Raw genomic sequence first — 23,898 nt, 5'->3', positions numbered from 1 at the left:
ACCTTTATCCTTTCGCTTCTTTAACGATTTTTTCTACTAATCGGTCAAATGTCGCAGCTTTTTTGGAATAGAGGATGCATAATGTCCAGGTCATGATAAATTGAGCGAAGGCAAAGATCCAGGCCCAGCTGATTGCCCCGAAAGCATAGGAGTTAAGAACTTTAGAATAGGAAGTTAGTATGGGTAGGGTGAAATAAAAGACCATGAAAAAGATGGATAGCGGGACGATGAAATTGCGTTTTTTCCTTAAGAGTTCTTGAAAAGATTGTGATTGGACGATCTTGGTGTAGTCCGTGGAAGCGCTTACCTCGGTTTCCTTAGCGATTGAATCGTTTGATGCCAAGTTGGTTCCCCCTTCATCATCATTGATTTGGTTTTCATTACCAATTTCCGATAACAGTATCAGTATATATTTTTCAGAATATATTGTAAATTTAAATGCTGAAAATAAACCATTTTTCGTTCGACATAGTTTTTTATTGTTACGTACAAGCAAAAGCTGCTTGCTGATTGATATCAAACACATGGCCATTAAGGAAAAGTTAAGCTTCTTTCACGATACTGGTTTCAATGAAGGAAATCTGAAAGGAGAAAAGTGATGAAAAAGTTGATAATGATAGGCACGGTTTTAGTTCTTGCGATTGGTGGATGCGTTTGGTTTTTCATGAAGGACAATGCTGAGCCTGTAATTGCAAAGTCGGTGACGGCTACAGTTGAAAAGGGAGATCTTGAAGTTCAAATAAGCGGTTCCGGATCGGTCGCCGCAATCAATAGTGAGGACATCACTTCCTCGGTAACGGATGAAGTGGATGAAGTCCTTGTAGCGAAGAATGAATTGGTTGAGAAAGGCGATGAACTCATTACCTTCACGGATGGAAGTGACCCGATAACGGCACCATTCGATGGTACCGTGACAACATTGGATGTAGAAGAAGGAGATCGCGTATCAAGCAGTGAAGTGGTGGCACATGTTACGGATTATAAAAAATTGAAAACCACGATCAGTGTTGATGAATTGGATGTTCCAAGTGTTAAAAAAGGACAAACAGTTGAAATTAAAGCCAGTGCTTTTGAAGATGAAACGTTTACGGGTGAAGTGACCAGTGTAGCAAAGGAAGGTACATATGAGAATGGAGTTTCTACGTTCGATGTCACTATCAAAATTGACAAACCCGGCGATATAAAAATTGGGATGTCGACTGAGGTGAGCATTTTGACGAATAGTGTAAAAGATGCTTTATATGTTCCGATTGAAGCAGTCCAAATTGAAGGTGAAGAGAAATATGTGAATATACAACAATCCGGTACAACTGAAGGAGCTGCCAGTACAAAAAAAGTGGTTGAGACTGGGATCAGCAACGATAAGTATATTGAAATAACTTCGGGTCTTGAAGAGGGACAGTTCGTTTCCTTGCCCATCACCATCAATGAAAGCTCCACTGGCAGTGGCGGCGAAGGAATGAGGGGAGGCCAAGGAGGCGAAATAAGAATGCAGAGCGGCAGCGGAGTTCCGAGCGGCGGGATGCCAAGCGGTGGCGGAATGCCGAGTGGCAAGGGAGGTCAGTAAAATGGCGAAACCCATCATAAAAATTAAGAACATGTCTAAATCTTATGAATTAGGCGGTGAAACGGTCAACGCCCTTCAAGATGTCTGTCTTACAATCGATAAAGGCGATTTCATTTCAATCATCGGTCCTTCCGGATCAGGGAAATCGACGTTCATGAATATGATTGGCTGCCTTGACAAGCCTGACATAGGTGAATATCTTCTCGATGGAAAAGAAGTGGAAAAGATGAAGGATAATGAGCTGGCTGCCATTCGTAATATTAAAATCGGATTTATCTTTCAAAATTTCAACCTGTTGGCAAAACTGACAGCGTTGGAGAATGTCGAACTTCCCCTGGTTTATAGAGGGGCAAGCGTGAAGGAAAGAAGGGAAGTGGCCAATGCATGCCTTGATATGGTCGGCCTGAGTGACCGGAAGAATCACCTGCCGACCCAACTGTCGGGTGGACAGCAGCAAAGAGTTGCGATTGCAAGGGCACTTGCCGGTAACCCTCCCGTTTTATTGGCGGATGAGCCGACGGGGGCACTTGATAGTAAAACGAGTAAAGAAGTGCTGCAGATGCTGAAAGAATTGAACGGAAAGGGACAAACAATCATTCTTATAACCCATGACTTGGAAGTTGCTAAAGAAGCGACTCGTGTCGTCCGGATACAGGATGGTCAGCTATTTGAAAACGGAGGTGATTGGATTGAACCTGAGCGAATCTATGAAGATGGCTATACGCAGTATCAAAACCAATAAAGTCAGAGCATTTTTAACCATGCTTGGGATCATAATTGGAGTTGCCTCCGTAATCGTCCTTGTTTCGATTGGGCAGGGTTCCTCACAGTCCGTTCAGGATGAGATCAATAGCCTGGGAACGAACCTGATAACGGTAAGTGTCACGGATACCGACTCCGTGGAGCTGACGGATGATACAATTGAACAGTTTAAAGAGCTGAACGGGATATCGGAAGTGGCGCCTGTGGTCACTGGACGCGTTTATGCTAAGAATGGAGAAGCTACGGCACAGGTTTCAATGACCGGTGCAACTTCATCCTACTTATCAGTCAGGGATCTGGAGCTCAGTCAAGGCCGGTTTTTGACGGATATGGAAACGGAATTACGCTCCAAGGTCGTTGTCCTGGGATCAGATACAGCCGCCACGCTTTTTGAAAATCAAAAAGCCGTGGACCAGAACGTTCTCATCGGCGGCGTTTCTTATCGCGTGATCGGTGTGCTGAAATCTGTAGGCACCTCAATGGGATCGAGCGGGGATGATGTAATCATTGCCCCGATCACCACTGCCGAAAGGGCTACAGGCAGCACGACAATCGGAACCGTCTATTTAAAAGCGGAGAACGAGAATATCATAGATAGGGCGATGTACCAGGTACAAGGTACGATGACCACATCATTCCCGGAACAGAGTGATAACTATTCGGTGTCCAATCAAGAAGATCTGATGGATACAATGAGCTCCGTGTCGGACACGTTCACACTCATGCTTGGCGGTATTGCGAGTATTTCGTTACTGGTAGGCGGAATCGGGATCATGAATATCATGCTGGTTTCCGTCTCGGAGAGGACGAAGGAAATCGGGATTAGAAAAGCAATTGGGGCAAATCGGAAATCGATCCTTCTTCAGTTTTTAATTGAAGCGATGGTCTTGAGCTGCTTCGGAGGACTGTTGGGAGTTGGAATTGGCTTGGGAATCGCAAAATTGATTTCAGCTTTTTCAAGCTTAACGATTAGTTATTCATGGTCGGTGACATTGTTTGCCTTCTTATTCTCCATTTTAATCGGGATAATATTTGGTGTATTTCCTGCCAATAAGGCATCCAGGTTAAATCCAATTCAAGCACTGCGTCACGAATGAACATACAATTTGAGAGAAAGCAGGCGATTAAAAGCCCGCTTTCTTTTGCATATGAAAAAGGATAAAATCAACATATATATCACAATTGAAGCGGCTGGGAGGTACCCTGAATGAAGGTTTTGGTGGTAGAGGATAATGTTTCATTATTAGAATCGATCCGACAGATTCTGACTGATGAATATGAAGTCGATACAGCAGACAATGGGGAAGATGGGCTATTCATGGCTCAGCAAAGTATATACGATATCATCATTTTGGATGTAATGCTTCCGGGAATCGATGGATTTGAAATCGTACGGAAAATCAGGGACGCAAAAATCGATACAAGTGTCTTGTTTTTGACGGCAAAAGATGCTCTTGAGGATCGTGTCAAAGGATTGGAAATGGGTGGCGATGATTATTTAGTCAAGCCGTTCCAGGCACCGGAACTTAAGGCCAGGATTCGTGCCCTGCTTCGAAGGAGCGGCATTATATCGCTTGCGCAGCATGTAAAATACCGTGGTATTGAACTGCTGGAAAAGGAAAAGGATATTTTAGTTGATGGAAAGGTCATTAAAATGACCTTGAAACAGTTTGAATTACTGGAGTACCTAATTCAAAATAATGGGAAAATATTGACCCGTGAGCAAATTTTCGACCGTATTTGGGGGTTTGATTCAGATACGACGATTGCCATTGTCGAAGTGTTCATCCATCACCTTAGAAAAAAATTGGAACCTTTCAATTATCATAAAGATATTCAAACCGTACGCGGTATTGGTTATATGCTAAAACAACCATAAGGGGATCATTATGTTCCAAAAAACACGGCTTCAACTAACATTATTGAATTCTATCGTCTTTATTGTCTTAATAGCCATATTAAGCAGAACGATTTATTTCTATACGGAAGACCAGATCTATAAGGATGTAAATGATTCACTTATAAAGGATTACAGGGATTTCAATAATGGCGGCATGCCAGGCGGACGTCCGCAAGGTGAGTTTCTCTTAGGTCCGGGGCCAAGTGTCATCGTTTGGGGACCGGATGATACGATCATTGAGCCAAGACTGAGTGTAGACAATTTTTTTAAGGTCAATGAACAACAATTTTTCCCTAAAACATTTGATGACATTGAAGAAATATCAGTGAATGGATACACGTATCGGGCCCTTTCCACCCAGGTCGATACGGGGTATGGAGAGATGGCCGTACAATTCATCAGGAATGTGGATACAGAAAAGGAAATGCTCGATCGCTTGCTGCTCATATTGTTTGTTGGTGGAGGAATTGGAAGTCTAGTGGCGGTTGGCGCAGGCTATCTTCTGGCAGGACGGGCTTTGATCCCGGTCAAGAAATCCTGGGATCAGCAGCAGCAGTTTGTCTCGGATGCTTCGCATGAAATTAGAACGCCTCTTGCTGTCATTCAATCGCGGGCTGATTTGCTGTTTCAATCACCGAACGCGACAATCGAGGAAAAAGCCGTTGATATATCCATCATTTCGAAAGAAGTCCGGCGATTGAATAAGCTTGTAAACGGACTTTTGACCTTGACCAGAACGGATTCAAATCAAATGGAGGTTAAGAAATCAAACTTTTTCCTTGATGACTTACTTATGGATATCGTGGAACAGTATACGGATATAGCATCTTTTCAAGAAAAATCAATCATTAGCCATGCTCCCGAACAGGTGGTGTTTCATGGTGATAAAGAGAGAATTCATCAGCTGTTGGTGATATTGGTGGATAATGCCATGAAATTCACCGAGGAAGGCGGGAAGATTTCCCTATCCTGCATCAAGAATGCTTCTTCCATCATTCTTACTGTGGAGGATAATGGAAAAGGCATTCCGCAGGAAGATCTCCCCTTGATTTTTAACCGTTTTTATCAAGTGGAGCAATCCCGTTCAGCAAATGAAGGCTCAGGCTTAGGTCTATCCATAGCCAAATGGATTGTAAACACACATCAAGGGAACATCAAGGTTACGAGTGAACTGAATGAACGCACCCGTTTCGAAATCACTTTTCCGAGAAATCAAAGGAAAAATTAATCCGCCTTAAGAAGTCATCCAATAGTAAAAGACCCTTAATTTTTTCCTTGTTGCTTAAGGAAAAGTTAAGGGTCTTTTTAGATAATCATCTTATAAATACAGTTATTTTCGGAGGGGAATCATTAATGAAAAGACTTGGCAAGTTACACTTTTTGGTTGGAATATTGGCTTCTATCCTTTTAATGGCCCAAGCAGTCATCGGGATCATGATGTATGTGGATGGCAGCGGCACTGAACCCATGAACCGACAGGCGGTGATGGGTCAGCCTGCCGATCGCAACACAACAGAAACGGATGATACGGAAGAATCGGCTAATAGCAGTACGGCGACCGATGATTCATCTACGGAAACGGCATCTAATGATACGCAGGGCACTCCACAAGGAGGGCCAAATGGTTCCGGGACTCCAGGGGAGATGCCAAGCGGTGGCGGTTTCCAAGGCAGAGACTCTTTTGCAGGGAAATTCATCGACTTTTACCAGGGGGCAGGTGGCTTGGCCGCATCCATCATCATCTTTGTAATTGGAGGCGCTGGATTAACGACAACCATGATATCCAGAAAAACAGCTGCCTAAATAGTCGAAACTATTTAAGGAAAGAGAAGGTTCCCTTCGATGGGGAGCCTTCTTTTTTAATTCACGAAACGCTTATTGTCACTAATTGTTATTTTAAAAAGGGAAATAATAATTGCACTTAAAAAAATATTAGTTTAATATAGACTTCTGGAGAGGTACGTACATGTATTTTGGATGAAAGAGAAAACGTTTGCATAAATTTTTTGAGGGTATCCTACTATTAATGCACGAACATTAAATTCACCCTTAGTGGAGGCAGAATATATGAAATTTCTGATTGCAATTTTAGGACTGCTTATTGTTTTTGGACTAGCTATCTTAGCCAGCAGTGACCGGAAGAAAGTTAAAATTAAACCGATCATCCTCATGGTGGTCATTCAGCTTATTTTAACTTATTTATTATTAAACACGAAGTTTGGCTTAGTGATCATCAATTCGATTGCCGATGGTTTCGGAAAACTCTTAGAATGGGCAAATGAAGGGATAACCTTTGTATTTGGCGGGATTGTGAACGAAGGAGCGTCGCCTTTCTTTTTAAATGTCCTTCTTCCTATCGTATTCATCTCAGCATTAATCGGGATTTTACAGCACTTCAAGATCCTTCCGTTCATCATGAAGTGGATTGGATTCCTTCTAAGTAAGGTGAATGGAATGGGTAAATTGGAATCTTACAATGCGGTAGCATCAGCAATAGTGGGCCAATCCGAGGTTTTCATAACCTTGAAAAAACAACTCGGTGCCATTCCGCCATCTCGCATGTATACGCTTTGTGCATCAGCGATGTCAACTGTATCGATGTCGATCGTCGGCGCATATATGACGATGATTGAACCAAAGTACGTTGTGACGGCAATTGTTATTAACATGTTTGGTGGATTTATCATCGCATCCATTATCAATCCTTATACCGTAACGGATGAAGAGGATATTCTCCCTGTTGAAGAAGGGGCAGAGAAGCAGTCTTTCTTCGAAATGCTTGGGGAATATATCATGGATGGATTTAAAGTTGCTATCACTGTAGCAGCGATGTTAATTGGTTTCGTTGCATTAATCGCAGGGATCAATAGCTTATTCGACATGATTTTCGGCATCAGCTTCCAAGACATCATGGGGTATATCTTTGCACCGTTTGCCTTTATCATGGGTATACCGATTTCCGAGACCGTGACTGCTGGCGGAATCATGGCGACGAAACTGGTAACCAATGAATTCGTTGCCATGCTGAGCTTAGGGGACGCATCAGCAGCCTTGAGTGAAAGAACGATAGGGATCGTTTCGGTTTTCTTGGTTTCATTCGCCAATTTCTCATCAATTGGAATCATTGCCGGTGCAGTCAAAGGACTTCATGAAAAACAGGGAAATGTTGTAGCCCGTTTCGGCTTGAAGCTGCTTTACGGTGCGACTCTTGTCAGCATCCTATCAGCGATCATTGTAAGTGTGATACTTTAAATAACGAATCTAAAATAAAAGGGCACTTGGGTTTACTCCTAAGTGCCTCTTTTATATTTGTACAGCAAAGATACAATATTTTGAAGGTGTTTGGCTTGCTGGTATATAATACATAAAATGACAGGCGTGAAAGGGGAGTTTTAGCATGACGATGGATGGAAAAGAAACGGCTATCTTTGCAGGAGGCTGCTTTTGGTGCATGGTTGCTCCCTTTGATGAAATGGATGGTATTATTTCAGTGACATCGGGTTATACAGGCGGTAAATTTGCCGCACCTAGTTATAAACAAGTGATTACCGGTTCGACCGATCATGTTGAAGCGGTTCAAGTGGTATTCGATCCATCAATCATTTCATATAAAACCTTATTGGAGATATTCTGGCATCAAATTGATCCTACGGATGACGAGGGGCAGTTCTCGGATAGGGGAAAGCAATACAAAGCAGCCATTTTCTATCTTAATGAATTTCAGAAACAGGAGGCAGAACAATCGAAGGAAGACTTAATGATGAGCGGGCGGTTTAAGAAACCTATTGTTACGGGTATTCTACCATCGGGGAATTTTTACGCCGCTGAGGAGTATCATCAAGAGTTCTATCGAAAAAATCAATTTCGCTATGCATTATATCGTAAAGGCTCAGGACGGGATGCTTTCATTAAAGAAAATTGGCCAAAGGATAATGCACACCTTAGAAAAACCTTAACGGAGAGTCAGTTTCATGTCACCCAGGAAAATGGCACGGAGCCGCCTTTCGATAATGCCTATTGGGATCACTTTGAAGAAGGCATCTATGTGGATGTCGTTTCTGGGGAGCCTCTATTCAGTTCGCGGAATAAGTATGATAGCGGCTGTGGGTGGCCTAGCTTCACGAAGCCCATCATGTCGGCAAGTGTCAATGAAAAAATCGATCTCAGCCACCGAATGACCCGGACCGAGGTGCGCAGCAAGGACGCCGATTCCCACCTTGGACATGTTTTTCCTGATGGCCCAAGCCCTAAAGGCACAAGATATTGCATAAACTCTGCGGCCCTTCGATTCATTCCTAGAAATGAAATGGAGAAAGAGGGATATGGTGACTTATTATTACTTTTTAAAATGAAATAACTAGGGAGATAGGGGAACACAAATGGATAAAATAGATGAAAATTTATATCAATATATCCTTGATAACTCGTCGAAGATTACGGAAAACTGGCTGGCTTTAAGGGAAAAGCAGTCTGGATCCATCTATTCAATGGATTCTAATGAGGAAATCGAAAAGCTGCTTAGGGAACAGAATACATTGACGATCAAGACAGTGACCAGTGCTTTGCTTGAAGATAAAACTGCCTTTATTGAAACGATGGAGCAGTGGGCCACACTTGTCGCGAAGAGCAGGGTTGAATCTGACACCCCTATTTACGAAGTGTTGGAAGCGCTTAATAAGGTTCGCGAAACATATTGGGCCTTCATCACTGATTATATGCTCATGGATACGAAGATAACGAAGGATACAATCATCCGGTGGAGCCGGCTTATTAATCGTGCCTTCGATCAATTGAACCGTGAGTTCACAGAGCAGTATTACCTTTTGACAAAAGAACGACTCCTTGCTCAACAGGAGCTGATTAATGAACTGGGCGCACCTGTCATTCCCATTGTTGATGCCATTGCGGTATTGCCGTTAATCGGTGAAATCGATACCTATCGGGCAAAGGAAATATTGAATGGGACTCCAAGCAAATGCATTAGCAAAAATATCACACACTTATTCATCGATTTATCGGGGGTCTCCCTTTTGGATACGATGGTTGCCCAACAGATCTATCAATTGATAAGTACCCTGAACCTGTTAGGCATTCAATCGACCATTTCCGGGATTCGTCCTGAAGTGGCCCAGACATCGATTCAGTTAGGTCTTGATTTTAGTCAGGTTTCGACACATAGTACTCTTAAACAGGCTCTTTCCAAGCAAGGGATCAAACTTTACGAGAAAAAATGATATAAGGGTGCAGAAAATGAAAAAGAACCAGATCCCGCTAGGAATCTGGTTCTTTTTCGTGATTCTATAACTTGAATGAACTTTTCAACCCGACGATTTGGTTGAAGACCAAGTGATCGGCCGCAGTGAGTTTTGAATCAACATTATAATAGCCATGCCTGAAGAATTGGAATTTATCCTGAGGCTTAACATCTTTCATGTTAGGCTCGACAAATCCTTGTAAAATTTCTATAGAATCAGGGTTTACCCGGTCCAGGAATGATTTTTCTTCCTCTTCATCATTTTCCTTATCCAGGATTAAAGGCTGATAGTTGCGGAATTCCGCTGAAACGGCTTGTGAAGCTTCTACCCAGTGCAATGTACCTTTTACTTTACGGCCAGTGAAACCCGATCCGCTTTTCGTTTCAATATCGTATGTGCAGCGAAGTTCAATGACGTTACCGGCATCGTCTTTTATCACTTCTTCACATTTAATGAAATAAGCATGTTTCAAACGAACTTCATTGCCCGGGAAAAGTCGGAAATACTTTTTCGGCGGGTTTTCCATGAAATCGTCCTGTTCGATATATATTTCACGTGAAAACGGGATTTGGCGTGTGCCCATTTCCGGAACTTCCGGATTGACCTCAGCATCCAGCCATTCTATCTCGCCCTCCGGATAGTTGGTGATGACCACTTTAAGCGGGTTCAGGATGGCCATAGTCCGTGGAGCCTTCAGCTTCAAGTCTTCCCGCACGAAATGATCAAGCATTTGAGAGTCCACGACACCGCTTGTTTTGGCGACGCCTATCTCTTGGCAGAATGCACGAATCGCTTCTGGTGTATACCCGCGTCTCCGCAAGCCTGAAACAGTAGGCATCCTCGGGTCGTCCCAGCCGTCCACGAAGCCCTCATCGACAAGCTGCTTCAGTTTACGCTTGCTCATTACTGTATTGGTCAGGTTAAGACGGCCAAATTCATATTGTTTTGGCTTGCTTTCCATTTCACAATTCTCAACGATCCAGTCATAAAGAGGGCGTTGATCTTCGAACTCAAGGGTACAAATGGAGTGTGTGACTCCCTCGATGGCATCTTCAATTGGGTGGGCAAAGGCATACATTGGGTAGATGCACCATTTGTTGCCGGTATTATGGTGTTCAGTATGGGAGATACGGTATATGACGGGATCACGCAAATTAATGTTAGGTGAGCTCATATCGATTTTTGCACGCAATACTTTTTTGCCGTTTTCGAATTCGCCGCTGCGCATCTTTTCAAATAGTTCAAGATTTTCCTCGACGGTTCTATTTCGGTAGGGGCTGTCTTTCCCCGGCTCTGTCAGCGTTCCGCGATATTCACGGATTTGGTCGGCATTAAGGTCGTCCACATATGCCAGTCCTTTTTTGATGAGCAGCACAGCTCTTTTATACATTTCATCAAAATAGTCGGAAGCGAAGAAAAGGTTATCCCAGTCGTAACCGAGCCATTTTACATCTTCCTTTATGGAGTTAACAAACTCAATATCCTCTTTCAACGGATTCGTATCATCGAAACGAAGGTTAGTTTTCCCATTGAAATCATCAGCCACCCCAAAATTCAAAATGATTGATTTGGCATGTCCGATATGTAAATATCCGTTCGGCTCGGGAGGGAAGCGGGTGATGACATGATCATGTTTTCCGGACTCTAGGTCATCTTTTATAATATTTTTAATAAAATTCGAAGAGTTATTTTCCAACTGAATTCGACCTCTTTCATTTATATACTTCTTTTAATTTTACCTGTATATATACCATAAATACAGATATTTTTCCATGTTCAAGCCGGAATCAGGGTTTATCTGAAACAATTCATCAAGTATTTAGTTTGTACAATCGGAGCCGAAATATCCCTGAAACTTTAATCAGGTAATTTAGGGAACTACCTAACTGGATATTAAGGAAACCAATAAATCCTTTTTCATTCAAAAAAAGCAATACAGGAATTCACGCCTGTATTGCTTATAATCTCGCTAGCAGACAGATTTTAGAATTGAAATCAAAAGACTGTCGTTTGCAAAAATTCTTTTGTACGCTCTTCCTTTGGATTGGTGAAGAATTCTTTTGGCGGTCCGCTTTCGACAACCCTACCATTATGCATGAAGACAATCCAATCCCCGACTTCACGTGCAAAGCTCATTTCATGTGTAACGACTACCATTGTCATCCCTTCCAAGGCAAGTTCCTTCATCGTGGCAAGAACTTCACCGACAAGTTCGGGATCCAGAGCCGAGGTGGGCTCATCAAAGAGCAGGATATCAGGTTTCATGGCAAGGGCGCGGGCTATGGCAACACGCTGTTTCTGGCCACCTGAGAGCTTGCTTGGATAGACATCCGCTTTATCTGATAAACCGACTTTTGCAAGCAATGCCTTTGCTTCTTCAATCGCTTGGGCCTTAGGGACCTTTTTGACGTGTGTCGGTGCTTCGATGACATTCTCCAGTACGGTCATATGAGGAAAGAGGTAGAAATGCTGAAATACCATTCCGACTTTTTCGCGGATTTTATTAATATCATGGGTACCCGGATTGATTTCCGTTCCTTCAATGAGGATTTGGCCGCTGTCTTTCTTCTCTAAATAATTCAAACAGCGGAGTAGGGTGCTTTTTCCGGAACCGCTTGGTCCGATCAGACAGACAACATCGCTATCGAGTACCTTCATATCAATATCTTTAAGTACATGCAGATTTCCATACGATTTATTTAAATTCCTTATCCGAATCATTTCTTTTTGTTCCATTTCAATTCCCCCTATCGATCACTAATGGACAGTTTCTTTTCGAATAAATTGACGATAATGGTCAGGAATGCCACTAGAATCAAGTAGTAGACCGCTACAATCAATAAATAAGTCATTTCATCGAAATTATTCGAGCCTAACGTAGTCGCCACATTAAACAGCTCATTCATGGATATGAAGGCTGCAAGTGATGAATCCTTCAGTCCGATGATGAATTGGTTGCCAAGCGGCGGCAATGCGCGGCGGAAGGCTTGAGGCAAGATGATCCTCCTTAAGGTGAGCGAATTGCTCATGCCAAGGGAGCGTCCGGCCTCCATTTGGCCTTTGTCGATGGATTGAATCGTCCCACGTAAAATCTCTGAGATATACGCTCCATTATGGAAGGCCAGGGCAAGTGACGCCGCCCAGAAGTCCGGCAGTAAGAAGAGATTGCTGATACCGAAATAGAGTATGAATATCTGTACGATTAAAGGTGTTCCACGTACCAGGAATACATATGTATCTGAAATCCATGCAAGAATTTTTATATTGGATATTTTTAAAAGTGCAAATAGCAAACCGATGACGATACCTACCAATATGGAGACTACCGTCAGTTCCAATGTGAGGAGCATGGCTCGGATGAATACGTCCGAGGAGCTAAATAATGTATCAAAAAAATGTGAAAAACTTGGCAATGTAATGACTCCCTTTCTATCAATCTTTATTCAGGCTTAGTTGTGATGTCCTCACCGAAGTATTTTTTGCTGATTTTCGCAAGAGTTCCATCTTCCCGAAGGTTTTCAAGTGCTTCGTTGATGCGTGCAAGCAGCTGAGGGTTGTCGTTAGGCAGTACGATGGCCTGCTCGCTTCGTTCGATCAATTGCCTTCCTTCGATGTCGAAACCTTCCTTGGTCGCTTCCTTGCCGGTTACGAAGTCGGTGATGACGGCATCATGACGCCCTCCGCTCAATGCTTTCAGGGCGGTGATATCACTGTCATAGGTTTTTACATTGGTTGTATATTTTTCTGCTGTGGTTGCGTACGTAGAGCCTTTAGAAGCCGCAACTTCCTTACCCTTTAAATCTTCAACCGTTTTAATATCACTATCCGAACGGACAAAAATTTGAGGACCTGAATAGTAATAAGGGGTAGAGAAGGCAACATGTTTACTTCGTTGTTCATTGATTGTATGACTGGCAACCGCGGCATCTGCCCGACCGGTTTTAACACCTTCCACGATACCTTTGAACTTTATCCGTTTAGGCACTGGCTCTAGGTCGAGTTCCTTTGCAATTGCATCGCCAACTTCAATATCGAACCCGGTTACGGTCATGTCATCATTGACATAACTGAATGGCTTGAATTCACCTGAAGCAGCGAAAACAAACTGGTCCTCATTGATCAGCTTACTCCCGTCCTCCAGCTGGTCCTTTTCAGCACAGCCGGACAGAAGACCAAGAACAGCCAGAATGGATACAATGAATGTAACTGATGATTTCATGATAATTTCATTTCCCCCTTTGAAAAAAACTAATAGAATGGTCTATACCCTTATAAGGCAGTGAATAACCTTATTAACTAGGAAAAATAAAAACTGAAATAAAAATGGTTGTCCAGATCATGCCGACATTTCATTCAAGAATCCCCCTTAACTATGCATTTCATAAAGGTTCTCGGCCTTTGCCTTCATTTCCTTTAAATTCACCAGTTATTTATTGGAAGAATGATAGCGCCTATTAATAGAGGGTGGGAACTAATGGTATCTTTTCAATTCCATATAGGTAATTTCTATTTCAATATAAAAAAGCCGACCGTGATCAGGCCGACTTTTCCGCGATTAAAACCTATGAAATATGACTAGAGGATACCTTTATCAAATGGAAACTCCATTTGATTTTGCAAGTGTTACAAAGTAGAACTAGTGACTCTTGGAATAAAAGACCCTCATTTCATATCATCACTTTCTCTTTATTTACTCAAAAATGAAACCCATTGTTCCAAAGTAGGAATGTATAACAAGTTCCTCTTATATACGATTAAATTATTACAATTCAATTTTCATTAATAAAAGATATGTAGGCTGAATTAAAAGCTGATGCTTCATTTAAATCCCATGTATCAAGTTCAAAAGAAGGAAGAATAAAAGATTTGAAGTAAGAGGTGATTTCATATGTTTAGCAGTTCGAATCAAGCAATATATGAGCCAGATTATATTTCTCTACTGTTACTGCTTTTAGGAATTGTTTATGTGATCTACTTCGGATTAACTATCGTTAAAATCAAATTAGATACACTAGCTATAAGTACCCTGGCTATTTCCCTTCTAACTTATTTACTAGTTGGATTTTATATGGCAGGCTTTGGCTTTATATTGATGAGGAAACCCCGAACAACCTAGTATTTGAGAAATACGGATTCCCGGATTTAATTTTATTGGCGTTCCCTTATATCTTTTTATCTCTAGCGGCAAGTTTAGGTGAAAAAAACAAAATAAATAATAAATAAAAAATCATCTCTAAACTGAGACACATTTACCATTTATTCCTTAGAATTCAAATAATTTAAAGGGTCCACTAGTTGTTTTCATAACAATATCGAGTTTGGTATTAAATAATATTTACACATCCAACAAATGTTCTGTTAATTGAAATTGCCTTTTCCGCTCGCAGATAAAGTATTGACTTGTATATCTTCAATCTTATTAGTAATTGTTTCAGGTATTATTGAAAGTATATCTTCTAATTCCGTTCCCTGATGTATTAAATCAACAAAATGGGATCTAAATTATATTCACTTAATAAATCTATAACATAAGGACTGAAAATTAGTTTTTCACCTTCATCTGTAATTATTTGTTTCTTTAACCCAGTTGTTATTCCCAAGATTAACAAAAGTATAGCTTTCTCCATATGTTCTTTCTCTTTAGTTTTTAATTTTAAGGTAACCATTTTATTTTTTCACACTCCATCCTTGTTTTAACGTCAAACACTAAACCTGATTTACTTTGGAAATATAGTTTAATTTTCATGATTAATGAAGTTTTCATATAAAAATTAAACTTATTCCAAAAGTAACACGCGTAAAGTCTTTTAGAGTTTCAATAATTGTAATTACTATTTTACTAGGCATAGCGATACTTGTAATGGGAGATTATTTGCAAAAAAAAAAGAATGAGCAGCTAATTTTAGCGGCTTATCCCAATTTGTCACATTTAAAACTTATTCTTATCTTTTGAATCTTCTTGCAATTTTAAAAAGAAGAAAGCCTATTAAAGTTATTATAACTATTGTTATTAAAGCTCCTATTGGACTAAAGGTTTTCATATTATTTCTCCTTAGAATGCATATAAGTTGAAGGACCCACTAGTTGTTTTAACTTCTACATAAGCATCAGTGTATGTGTATACTACAGCAATTGCACTATATTTTACAGTCTTATCCATTGCCCATGATGTTTTTTTTGTGGTTGTGCTACTTTGTGCGGAACCACTATAAACTATGCCTACGTAAGTTCCGCTTTTTCCTAGTACGCCATAAGCAACATTTGTTACAGCAGTTTTTATTCCTTTAACTTTTGAACTTCCGGCAGGAATCGTAGCTTTAAGGTTTCCTCGATAACTATGATTTAATACATTTATATTTGTATAAACTTTTCCAGTGAATTTAACAGTGACACCATATTTTGATTTTGATTTACTAAAAGATTGGCTATTTGTATTACCAAATTTCAGTGAAATTGGTTGAATTAAGTTAGTTGGTTGGACGGCAATGTCCTCCGTTTCGTTTGTACTTGAAGCATAAGCTCTTATAAACTCTGTATCTTCCAATGAAAAGGGTTCATTTATATTATATTTTGAATTAATTTCTTTAAATCTATCAATGATTTGTTCGTCTGATAAATTTTTATTAATTTTAAATTTAATTTCCTTAATTTCAATCGGGTCTAATGATGTTGGTTGTCTTTCAACTGGCTTTTCCTCCGTTACAGTTGAGTTACCCTCAGCTGCAAATACATGAGATGGGAGTAGAGCGGCTCCTAAAACTAGAATCAAGGATAAAAATAGTAAAGATTTCATTTTTTGTATCATTGTTATTTCTCCCTCCATTTAGTTTGTGTATTCTATGTTAAATGAAAAGAGAGACGTGCATTTCTCAAAATTGAAATCAAATGTTTTAACACTGAAACAACCAAAAGATTACGTGATTTCGAATCTCTTAAGAAAACAGCCATTTAGTTTTTAATTTTAAAGTAGCCATATCTTATTTTCCCCACTCCATCATTGTTTTGTTTTAACGTCAAATAGGAATTAGTTTAAATTGGAAAGAATAATATCCACTGTGCTTCCGGAATATGTATAGCTCAGAATAAGAGAGGTTGTAATAATGCTGCCTGCAAGTGGTTGGATAGTTTTTTAATATTGCCTAAAATCATCCCAAACGTAACATAAGAAATGATTTTTAGAGTTTCAATATATAAATAATTTATTTCATTATTGGAACTTTATTAATTTCTATTAAATATAAACACCAATTTTTTTTACAGGATAAAGATGTTATAGATAGGATATTAAGGTACAAATCCTTGTAACCAAAAATTTTTAAATATGTTTGTACTTATTCCTACTGTGTAATCTGTGTATGTTGGAATAAAAGTGGAATGTTTCGAATCGTCGTGGCTACCAACAAAATCCCGAATTGATTGACTGACTTTAATTTTTGCCATGAATTGAAGTATAATATAGCAAAATAGAAGAAGGGCAGTTGGGAAAATGGTGAGCAACTTTGTGCAAGAGCAGTTACAGGAATTTCGCGAAAGAAATCAAGATAGAGGCCGTTTGATTATAAAATGTCCGGACCAGCCGGGAATTGTTTCGACAGTTACGGCTTTTCTTAAAGAATATGATGCAAATATTGTTGAATTGAGTCAGTATTCGATGAATCCTGAGGGCGGTACCTTTTTCACCAGGATCGAGTTCGATTGTCCAGGATTGAAGGATAAGGCAGCGGATATGCAACTGGCATTCCAGGAAGTTTCGACAGCATTCTCGATGCAATGGACATTTAACCATGTCAGTGATTTGAAGAGAACGGCCATCTTTGTTTCCAAGGAGCCTCATTGCCTTTTGGAATTGCTATGGGAGTGGCAAAGCGGGGATTTATTGGCTGACATTGCGCTAGTCATCAGCAACCATGAAGATACGAGGGAAATTGTCGAATCGATGGGCATCCCGTTTTATTACATTCCTGCCAATAAGGATATACGCAAGGAAGTGGAGACTAAACAGCTTGGACTTCTGGAAGAATTCAAGGTGGACCTTATTGTATTGGCCAGGTATATGCAGATATTGACGCCGGACTTCGTAGCGGCCCATCCGAACAGAATCATCAATATCCATCATTCATTTTTACCTGCCTTCATTGGAGCACGGCCTTATGAACGAGCTTATGACAGAGGTGTTAAGCTGATTGGGGCGACTTCCCATTATGTGACGAATGATTTGGATGAAGGTCCAATCATCGAGCAGGATATCGAACGGGTGGACCATCGTGATTCTGCCGCGGATATGAAGAAAATCGGTCGTTCAGCTGAACGCAGGGTGCTGGCCCGTGCCGTTAAATGGCATTTGGAGGACCGCGTCATTGTTCATGAAAATAAAACGGTAGTCTTTTAAAATGAAAAACCCCCCTTTGGGTTGCCAAGGGGGGTTTTTAGGATGGAATTTAGTGAGTGTTAGTACGTGTATTCCACCCTTACTGAGGCAGTGATGTTCAGTTCACCAGGCTGAATCGGGGTAGTCGTCGCCATTTTTGAAAAGGTACTTGTTTGATAAAGCATTGGGGTTGCCGTTTCGGATAGCTCTTCAACCTTATTAGGAACTGGGTTCAATGAGATTCCCAGTGTTCGAGCCATGGAGAGTGCTTTTTCATATGCATTTTTTAAGGCGAGAGAAAGTGCCTGGTTATAGTATGCATCTGGATTTGATAAAGAGAAGCGGATGCTGGTGATTGAATTGGCGCCGCTTCTGACGGCCGTGTCGATTATGCTGCCTATTTTCTCGATGTCGGACGTTTGGGCTTGTATGATGTGCTGGACTTTATAGTTCTTGAACAATTCCTTTCCGTCAATATAATCATATTGTGGATCGATTCTGTAATCACTCGTTTTCAATTGCTCTTCGGGAATGCCTGCGGATTTAAGTGATGCGATGACATTTGCGATTGCTTGGGAATTGGCTTGCTGGGCCTTTTGCGGATCCTTATCCTCTGTTATGACTCCAAGGGTGATCGTGGCTTGATCCGGAGCAGCAGATAGCGTCTCTGAGCCGGAAACTTTCAATGTATGATCATCATTGCGGTAATAATCCCTTTCGGGGGCATTGTATTCTTGATTCATTTTGACACCAGCCTTTATAAGAGATAATCTCACCCCTATTGTACGAATTATGAACGGGAAACATGATTGAAATATCCCCATCGTCATTAATTCGTTCGAATGATCATAAAAAAACACTCGGCCAAGACCGAGTGCGCATTACTTATGAATGACTTGAACCCTGCCAACCTGCCCATCAGTCAACCTTACTTTAATTCCATGAGGGTGAGTGCTGGAGTTGGTTAAAATATCCTTTACAGTGCCGCTTGTCAGTTTTCCGGTGCGTTGATCTGCTTTAAGTACAATGTCCACAGAGGCACCTGGGGTAACATCTTTCCGGTTTTTACCGTTCATGTTCAATTCAATCCTTTTCAGAGTTATTTGCAACCATTCAATCATGCAGTAACTTCAGTATAAGGAAAACGACGGGCCCAGTCGACTTTTAGATAAAATCACAATTGGCACTTAGCGAATTTTTTTCAATGGTTCGACAGCAGGGCCATTCAACACTTCACCAGCGATGGAGTAGCGGGAGCCATGACATGGGCAATCCCAAGTACGGTCGCCGCTATTCCAGGCAACTTCACACCCCATGTGTGTACATGTGGAATCAACGATATGAAGCTGGCCATCATGATCACGGTAACACCCAGCTTTGTCTCCATCCACCTTCACGATTGCTCCTTCATCAATTCCTAAGTCTTCCGGCGTTTTTTGAATGACGGCCAATTTGCCTTTAATCAGATGCTTCGCCACATCAGCATTATCTTGGACTATATTCTTCACGCCTTTTAAACGGGCAGGATCATACAATTCCGCATACCTGTTATCTATTTGCAAAATCCGGTCAGTTAAGATCTTGGCGGCAATCGATCCATTCGTCATTCCCCATTTCGCATAGCCGGTAGCTATCAGGACGTTTTGTTGGTTGGCTGTCACTGGACCGACGAAGGGGATATTATCCGGTGTCACGATATCCTGTGCCGACCAGCGGTAGGGAATGTCCTTCACATCGAAATACTGGGAACTGAAGTCCTTCAGTGCTTCATAATGCTCGATCGTCGAGATTCCCTGGCCTGTCTTATGGCCATCTCCGCCAACAAGTATAAGTTTTTCCCCATTGTCCAATTCCGTATAGCGAAGGGAGCGGCTAGGGCTGTCTGCACTGTAATACATCCCGCCTGGATACTCCTGTTCAGTCCTGATGCCAAGCACATAGGACCTACTTACATGAACACGGGCAAAGTATAAGCCCTTTTCATCATTGAAAGGGAAGTGGGAGGCCACGATAACCTGATTGCTTTTGATTGTATGTCCATTATCGGTCAGAACGGTCGGTGGATCGCCGTCTTCAATTTTCATTGCCGTTGTACGTTCATAAATGGTGCCTCCTGCATCGAGAATTGTCGAAATGAGGGCCGTTAAATATTTTAATGGGTGAAACTGTGCTTGATCTTTCATTATCACAGCAGCTGTACATGGAATGGAGAAAGGGATATTCTCCGCATAATCCCCCCGAATGCCAAGTTTTTGATAGGCTCTCAGTTCTTTTTGGATTTTGCTTAGATATTCGTCCGTATTTGCGTACACATAGGCATCCTGTGCTGTCAAATTACATTCAATGGATTGTTCTTCTACCAAGTCTTTAATCAGCTTCATTCCATCTGTATTGGCTTCATAATAAAGTTTGGCATTCTCTTCACCATGGTCAGTGATCAGCTGGTCGTAAATCAGGCCATGTTGGGCCGTGATTTTTGCTGTAGTGTGTCCTGTCGTTCCAGTAAGGATTTCGCCTGCTTCAATCAGTGTGACTTTAACACCTTGTTTAGCTAGTAGGTAAGCAGATGTGATTCCGGTAATTCCGCCGCCTACTATTAAGACATCAGTGGTTAAATCTGTATCTAATTTAGAAAAAGTAGGGAATGTCAACGCACTGCGCCAATAAGGTTCCGGAAATCGGGGAAGGTCTGTATTTTTTTCAGTCATTTGAATACCTCCATACAGTTCATTAGTGAATCGTCCATTTATTACCATACCCAAATCCGCTATTTATACGCTTATTTTTGTAAGAAGAAAGACTAAAAAAATACATTATTTGGTTTGTTTACAATTATGTATACATGTAAACAAAAATAGATGGTTTGTACACAAATATGTATATATGTTTACAAGTACGTACACATGGCTATATATAAGGTGTATACATGTTTGTTCCTAATGTGTACAAAAATGAATACAATTCGACAAATGAAAATAAAGCTACAGCTTATGTAGCATCGACTAATATAGAAATCTCTTCTATCGAGAGTGCTCCACCTAATTTTTTCTATGAAAAAGGGGGTGTTTTTAGATGAGTTCTAGAATCGCAGCAGTAGACGTAGGAAATGATGCAATTAAAACTATTTTTGGAAAGCTAGAGCCTAAAACTATATATACCAAATGTCATTGCAAAAGACATGAAGATCGGCCAGTCATAGGAATCGAAGAACTCGATGAAAAAAACCTTGGAAGGGATACATAATAGAGTCCATTCACCAGCATTGCAAGACAATAATGCCATTAATCGTGTCGGAAATTTAGCGACAAAAAGTGATAACCCAACAGAACTAGATTTGGGGAGCAGTAACTCAGAGGAGGACCAAACATTAGTATTTGCGTATACATAAGCATCTTGTACATTCAATAGAATGTTCTTCTATCAAACCTTTTGATAGCTCCGTTCCTTCAGTGTTGGCCTCATATAGTATAGTCTGGACTATTCCTCACTGTGATCAGTAATAAATTGGTCGTAAATCAAGCCGTGCTGGACCGTGATTTTTGCGGTTGTGTGGCCTGTTGTTCCATTAAGGGTCTCATCTGCCTCAGTGAATGTGGCTTTCACACCTTGCTTGGCTAATAGATAAGCTGAAGTGATACCCGTAATTCCGCCATTAACAATTAAGACATCAGTTGTTATATCTGTTTCTAGCTTAGAAAACGAAGGAAGGATAAAGTGCTGCGCCAATATGGCTACGGATATTGAGGAAGTTCTGTGTTTTTTCGGTGATTTTAATATCTTCCTACGTTTCATTAGTGGTTTGACCAATTTATTACCATGATCAAATTCTTCTTTTTACGCTTTCTTTTATATGAAGAAGATTATTAAAAGTTAGTTTTTTTGTTTGTTTGCAATATCGTATACATGTAAACAAAAATAGTTGGTTTGTACACAAAAAAGTAAACACGTTTACAAATGAGTACACATGGCTATATATAACGTGTGTACATATTTGTTCCTAATGTGTACACAAATGAATACAATTCGACAAATAAAGCTACAACTTATGAAGCATTGACTAATATAGAAACCTTTTCTATGCTTAATAGAGTGCTCCACCTAAATTTTTTTATGAAAAAGGGGATGTTTTTTAGATGAGTTCTAGAATCGCAGCAATAGACGTAGGAAATGATGCAATTAAAGCTATTTTTGGAAAGCTAGAGTCTGAACTATATATACCAAATGTCATTGCAAAAGACATTGAAGATCGTCCGGTCATAGGAATCGAAGAACTCGATGAAAAAAACCCATTGGAAGGGTTACATATTAGAGTCCATTCACCAGCATTGCAAGACAATAATGCCATTTATCGTGTCGGAAATTTAGCGACAAAAAGTGATAACCCAACAGAACTAGATTTGGGGAGCAGTAAATCAGAGGAAGACCAAACATTAGTCATGCTTTTTGCGGCTATTGCATTGGATGCTGCCAAGCAAGGGAATAATGATAAGTTCAAAAAAGTAAATAACGTTGTCGAAGCGAATTATACGCTTGGAACAGGTCTACCTCTTCGGGAAGTTAAGGAAGGGAAAGATGTTGGGTACCGTTCGAAGCTACTGGGATCCGTTCACCAAGTAGAATTTTTAATTACACCTAAATACCAAGGTATTAAGGTTAATATCAAATTTGATGAAGTGAAAGTCTATCCAGAGGGCTTCGCCGCATACATTAATTTAGTCATGGACAATGATTTGAATATCATTAACCGTGAATTAATAGATAGAAGAATTCTCATTCAAGATATTGGCGGACTATCGACAGATATCGCGGTCATTAAAAACCGTAAAGTTGACGATGATAAGGCGCAAGGATTCAATCTAGGAGTAGCTGAGGCTCTTGAATCTATTCGTGAAGAAATCAGAAAAAAACACGGTGTCGAGCTGGATAGCAGACGAGATGTCGTTGAAATCATCACGAAGAAAAACGATCGTAACCATATTATGGTTCGCGGAAGCCGGACAAGCGTCCATGATATCGTCGACCGGATTTTAGGAGAACTTGCCAAAAAGCAATATCGCCATCTGCGCAACGTATGGCAGAAAAACTCGCAAACGGAAATCTGCTATTTTGTTGGCGGAGGTTCGATTGTCTTGAAAGATTACCTGAAAACGCTCAATCAGAATTTTGATGGCTACAATATCGACTTTTTTGAAGATGAACGGGAAAGCGTTTGGATGATGGCCAACGCCTATTATAAATTGATTTCGGATTTTAATCGCCGGAATTCAAAGGAACAGCAGCAATCCCACCAAAAGAAGAAAGAACAAAGATCAGGTGCTGTTAAATAGGTGAGAGAATGAAAAAAACAGCTTCTTCTGAAATCAAAAGAGGACAAGCCATCACTTTTCGTATCCCTTCAGATGTATCAGATTATACGTTAAGGCAGCTGCAGAAATTGAAGGAAACGGAAAGAAGGAATTTTTCCAGTAAAATTGCCGAGTATGTTCTCGATGGAATCGGACAATCGACCCATCAGGAACGGGAAATGATTGCCCTGCCCATGCCGAACAAGCTTAGCAAATCTCAGCGTGACTGGCTCAAGCATTCCCACTCAGAAGCTATGCTTGGAACGATTATGTACCATCTTTTATCCGATCCTTTACGCGCAACAGCCTTGCTAGCCTCATTAGACAGCAATGTAATTAATGAGGAGATTTATTTGCAGGATGAGCCCGAAGAACAGGATAATGAAGTGGTGCAGGTAGAAATATCTAAGAAAAATTTGGATGACTTTGATTGGAGTTTGGAAAAAACCACTCAACAAGTGGAGGAACCAGAACCTGAAGAGGAAAATCTTGATGATCTTCTTGGTGATTTTCTCGATCAAATGAACCAGTGAGTGAACATATAGGAGGATATCCGGCGACAAGTCGGATATCCTCCTTTTTCTTTGCGGGGGTTATGAGGAATGAAACATAAAAAAGAATATATCAAGCTGCAGCCTTTTCCCGGCAAACATCGGGGAAAGGCTTTTTCTGTCGAATGACGAGTCCCCCAAGTAACACCG

The 23,898-nt window shown here is 40.8% G+C and carries 22 protein-coding genes and 2 pseudogenes; 13 read left to right on the top strand and 11 right to left on the bottom strand.

Translation table 11 applies throughout. The features are described from left to right. Positions 1–4 precede the first annotated feature (4 nt). Positions 5–325, bottom strand: a complete 321-nt coding sequence (locus ACYP5M_RS15485; protein WP_434169746.1) for a DUF485 domain-containing protein — start codon at positions 323–325, stop codon at positions 5–7. 273 nt (positions 326–598) lie between these two features. Between ACYP5M_RS15485 and ACYP5M_RS15480 the strand changes: the two genes are divergently transcribed. The 9 genes from ACYP5M_RS15480 to ACYP5M_RS15440 all read left to right on the top strand — a co-directional run bounded on the left by ACYP5M_RS15480 (position 599) and on the right by ACYP5M_RS15440 (position 9,463). After that, positions 599–1,567 carry an efflux RND transporter periplasmic adaptor subunit gene (locus tag ACYP5M_RS15480; RefSeq protein WP_101223935.1) on the top strand — a complete coding sequence of 323 codons (969 nt, stop codon included), beginning with the start codon at positions 599–601 and terminating at the stop codon, positions 1,565–1,567. Position 1,568: 1 nt separating this feature from the next. Continuing rightward, positions 1,569–2,309 (top strand): ABC transporter ATP-binding protein, encoded by a 741-nt coding sequence (locus ACYP5M_RS15475; protein WP_101223934.1) that lies wholly within the window; start codon positions 1,569–1,571, stop codon positions 2,307–2,309. Continuing rightward, positions 2,236–3,426, top strand: a complete 1,191-nt coding sequence (locus ACYP5M_RS15470; protein WP_434168210.1) for an ABC transporter permease — start codon at positions 2,236–2,238, stop codon at positions 3,424–3,426. The genes ACYP5M_RS15475 and ACYP5M_RS15470 overlap by 74 nt, the downstream gene beginning before the upstream one ends. Positions 3,427–3,536: 110 nt before the next feature. Further along, positions 3,537–4,208: a response regulator transcription factor gene (locus tag ACYP5M_RS15465; RefSeq protein ID WP_101223933.1), complete on the top strand. Its 672-nt coding sequence runs from the start codon at positions 3,537–3,539 to the stop codon at positions 4,206–4,208. 10 nt (positions 4,209–4,218) lie between these two features. After that, positions 4,219–5,457, top strand: a complete 1,239-nt coding sequence (locus ACYP5M_RS15460; RefSeq protein WP_459735228.1) for a sensor histidine kinase — start codon at positions 4,219–4,221, stop codon at positions 5,455–5,457. A 125-nt stretch (positions 5,458–5,582) separates the two neighbouring features. Then, on the top strand, positions 5,583–6,032 hold the full coding sequence (locus ACYP5M_RS15455; RefSeq protein ID WP_459735227.1) for a hypothetical protein: 450 nt from the start codon (positions 5,583–5,585) through the stop codon (positions 6,030–6,032). 264 nt (positions 6,033–6,296) lie between these two features. After that, positions 6,297–7,481 carry a NupC/NupG family nucleoside CNT transporter gene (locus tag ACYP5M_RS15450; RefSeq protein WP_101223930.1) on the top strand — a complete coding sequence of 395 codons (1,185 nt, stop codon included), beginning with the start codon at positions 6,297–6,299 and terminating at the stop codon, positions 7,479–7,481. Between the two features lie 145 nt (positions 7,482–7,626). Beyond that, the gene (gene msrB / locus ACYP5M_RS15445) at positions 7,627–8,586 is read left to right on the top strand and encodes a peptide-methionine (R)-S-oxide reductase MsrB (RefSeq protein WP_434168207.1); all 960 of its coding nucleotides are present in this window, start codon (positions 7,627–7,629) and stop codon (positions 8,584–8,586) included. A 22-nt stretch (positions 8,587–8,608) separates the two neighbouring features. Further along, positions 8,609–9,463 (top strand): STAS domain-containing protein, encoded by an 855-nt coding sequence (locus ACYP5M_RS15440; RefSeq protein ID WP_434168206.1) that lies wholly within the window; start codon positions 8,609–8,611, stop codon positions 9,461–9,463. A gap of 64 nt (positions 9,464–9,527) precedes the next feature. On the opposite strand, the gene ACYP5M_RS15435 is transcribed toward ACYP5M_RS15440, so the two are convergent. The 6 genes and pseudogenes from ACYP5M_RS15435 to ACYP5M_RS15410 all read right to left on the bottom strand — a co-directional run bounded on the left by ACYP5M_RS15435 (position 9,528) and on the right by ACYP5M_RS15410 (position 16,289). Then, positions 9,528–11,180 carry a glutamine--tRNA ligase/YqeY domain fusion protein gene (locus ACYP5M_RS15435; RefSeq protein WP_459735226.1) on the bottom strand — a complete coding sequence of 551 codons (1,653 nt, stop codon included), beginning with the start codon at positions 11,178–11,180 and terminating at the stop codon, positions 9,528–9,530. A 299-nt stretch (positions 11,181–11,479) separates the two neighbouring features. Next, complete coding sequence (locus ACYP5M_RS15430; RefSeq protein WP_095390614.1) at positions 11,480–12,220, bottom strand: amino acid ABC transporter ATP-binding protein; 741 nt, start codon at positions 12,218–12,220, stop codon at positions 11,480–11,482. A gap of 11 nt (positions 12,221–12,231) precedes the next feature. Beyond that, the gene (locus ACYP5M_RS15425) at positions 12,232–12,897 is read right to left on the bottom strand and encodes an amino acid ABC transporter permease (protein WP_048685680.1); all 666 of its coding nucleotides are present in this window, start codon (positions 12,895–12,897) and stop codon (positions 12,232–12,234) included. 26 nt (positions 12,898–12,923) lie between these two features. Further along, positions 12,924–13,703, bottom strand: coding sequence for a transporter substrate-binding domain-containing protein (locus ACYP5M_RS15420; RefSeq protein WP_230176058.1), 780 nt, complete (start codon positions 13,701–13,703; stop codon positions 12,924–12,926). A 1,139-nt stretch (positions 13,704–14,842) separates the two neighbouring features. After that, positions 14,843–15,111, bottom strand: a pseudogene (locus ACYP5M_RS15415) (DUF3969 family protein). 425 nt (positions 15,112–15,536) lie between these two features. After that, positions 15,537–16,289: a hypothetical protein gene (locus ACYP5M_RS15410; RefSeq protein WP_459735225.1), complete on the bottom strand. Its 753-nt coding sequence runs from the start codon at positions 16,287–16,289 to the stop codon at positions 15,537–15,539. A 684-nt stretch (positions 16,290–16,973) separates the two neighbouring features. Here ACYP5M_RS15410 and purU point away from each other — a divergent pair. Beyond that, positions 16,974–17,873, top strand: coding sequence for a formyltetrahydrofolate deformylase (purU, locus tag ACYP5M_RS15405; protein ID WP_260358827.1), 900 nt, complete (start codon positions 16,974–16,976; stop codon positions 17,871–17,873). A 59-nt stretch (positions 17,874–17,932) separates the two neighbouring features. Here the strand turns inward: purU and ACYP5M_RS15400 are convergent, their stop codons facing one another. From ACYP5M_RS15400 to ACYP5M_RS15390, 3 genes are all read right to left on the bottom strand, one after another. Then, positions 17,933–18,595: an SIMPL domain-containing protein gene (locus ACYP5M_RS15400; protein ID WP_452445197.1), complete on the bottom strand. Its 663-nt coding sequence runs from the start codon at positions 18,593–18,595 to the stop codon at positions 17,933–17,935. Between the two features lie 138 nt (positions 18,596–18,733). After that, a complete protein-coding gene (locus ACYP5M_RS15395; protein ID WP_260358825.1) occupies positions 18,734–18,928 on the bottom strand; it encodes a YwbE family protein in 195 nt (64 codons plus the stop codon). 111 nt (positions 18,929–19,039) lie between these two features. Continuing rightward, positions 19,040–20,560 carry an FAD-dependent oxidoreductase gene (locus ACYP5M_RS15390; protein WP_459735224.1) on the bottom strand — a complete coding sequence of 507 codons (1,521 nt, stop codon included), beginning with the start codon at positions 20,558–20,560 and terminating at the stop codon, positions 19,040–19,042. Positions 20,561–20,924: 364 nt separating this feature from the next. Here ACYP5M_RS15390 and ACYP5M_RS15385 point away from each other — a divergent pair. Continuing rightward, positions 20,925–21,237: pseudogene (locus ACYP5M_RS15385) on the top strand (ParM/StbA family protein); the annotation flags it as partial. A gap of 92 nt (positions 21,238–21,329) precedes the next feature. Here ACYP5M_RS15385 and ACYP5M_RS15380 read toward each other — a convergent pair. Continuing rightward, on the bottom strand, positions 21,330–21,644 hold the full coding sequence (locus tag ACYP5M_RS15380) for an FAD-dependent oxidoreductase (protein ID WP_434168199.1): 315 nt from the start codon (positions 21,642–21,644) through the stop codon (positions 21,330–21,332). 341 nt (positions 21,645–21,985) lie between these two features. Between ACYP5M_RS15380 and ACYP5M_RS15375 the strand changes: the two genes are divergently transcribed. Together ACYP5M_RS15375 and ACYP5M_RS15370 are read left to right on the top strand one after the other, a co-directional pair. After that, positions 21,986–23,179, top strand: a complete 1,194-nt coding sequence (locus tag ACYP5M_RS15375; protein ID WP_048680510.1) for a ParM/StbA family protein — start codon at positions 21,986–21,988, stop codon at positions 23,177–23,179. 8 nt (positions 23,180–23,187) lie between these two features. Continuing rightward, entirely contained in the window at positions 23,188–23,730 is a 543-nt protein-coding gene (locus ACYP5M_RS15370) for a hypothetical protein (protein ID WP_452445195.1), read from the top strand. Positions 23,731–23,898 lie beyond the last annotated feature (168 nt).

The sequence above is a fragment of the Peribacillus sp. N1 genome (assembly GCF_054600815.1).
Note: the sequence above shows the minus strand (reverse complement) of the source record. Positions and strands in the feature narration are given on the sequence as shown.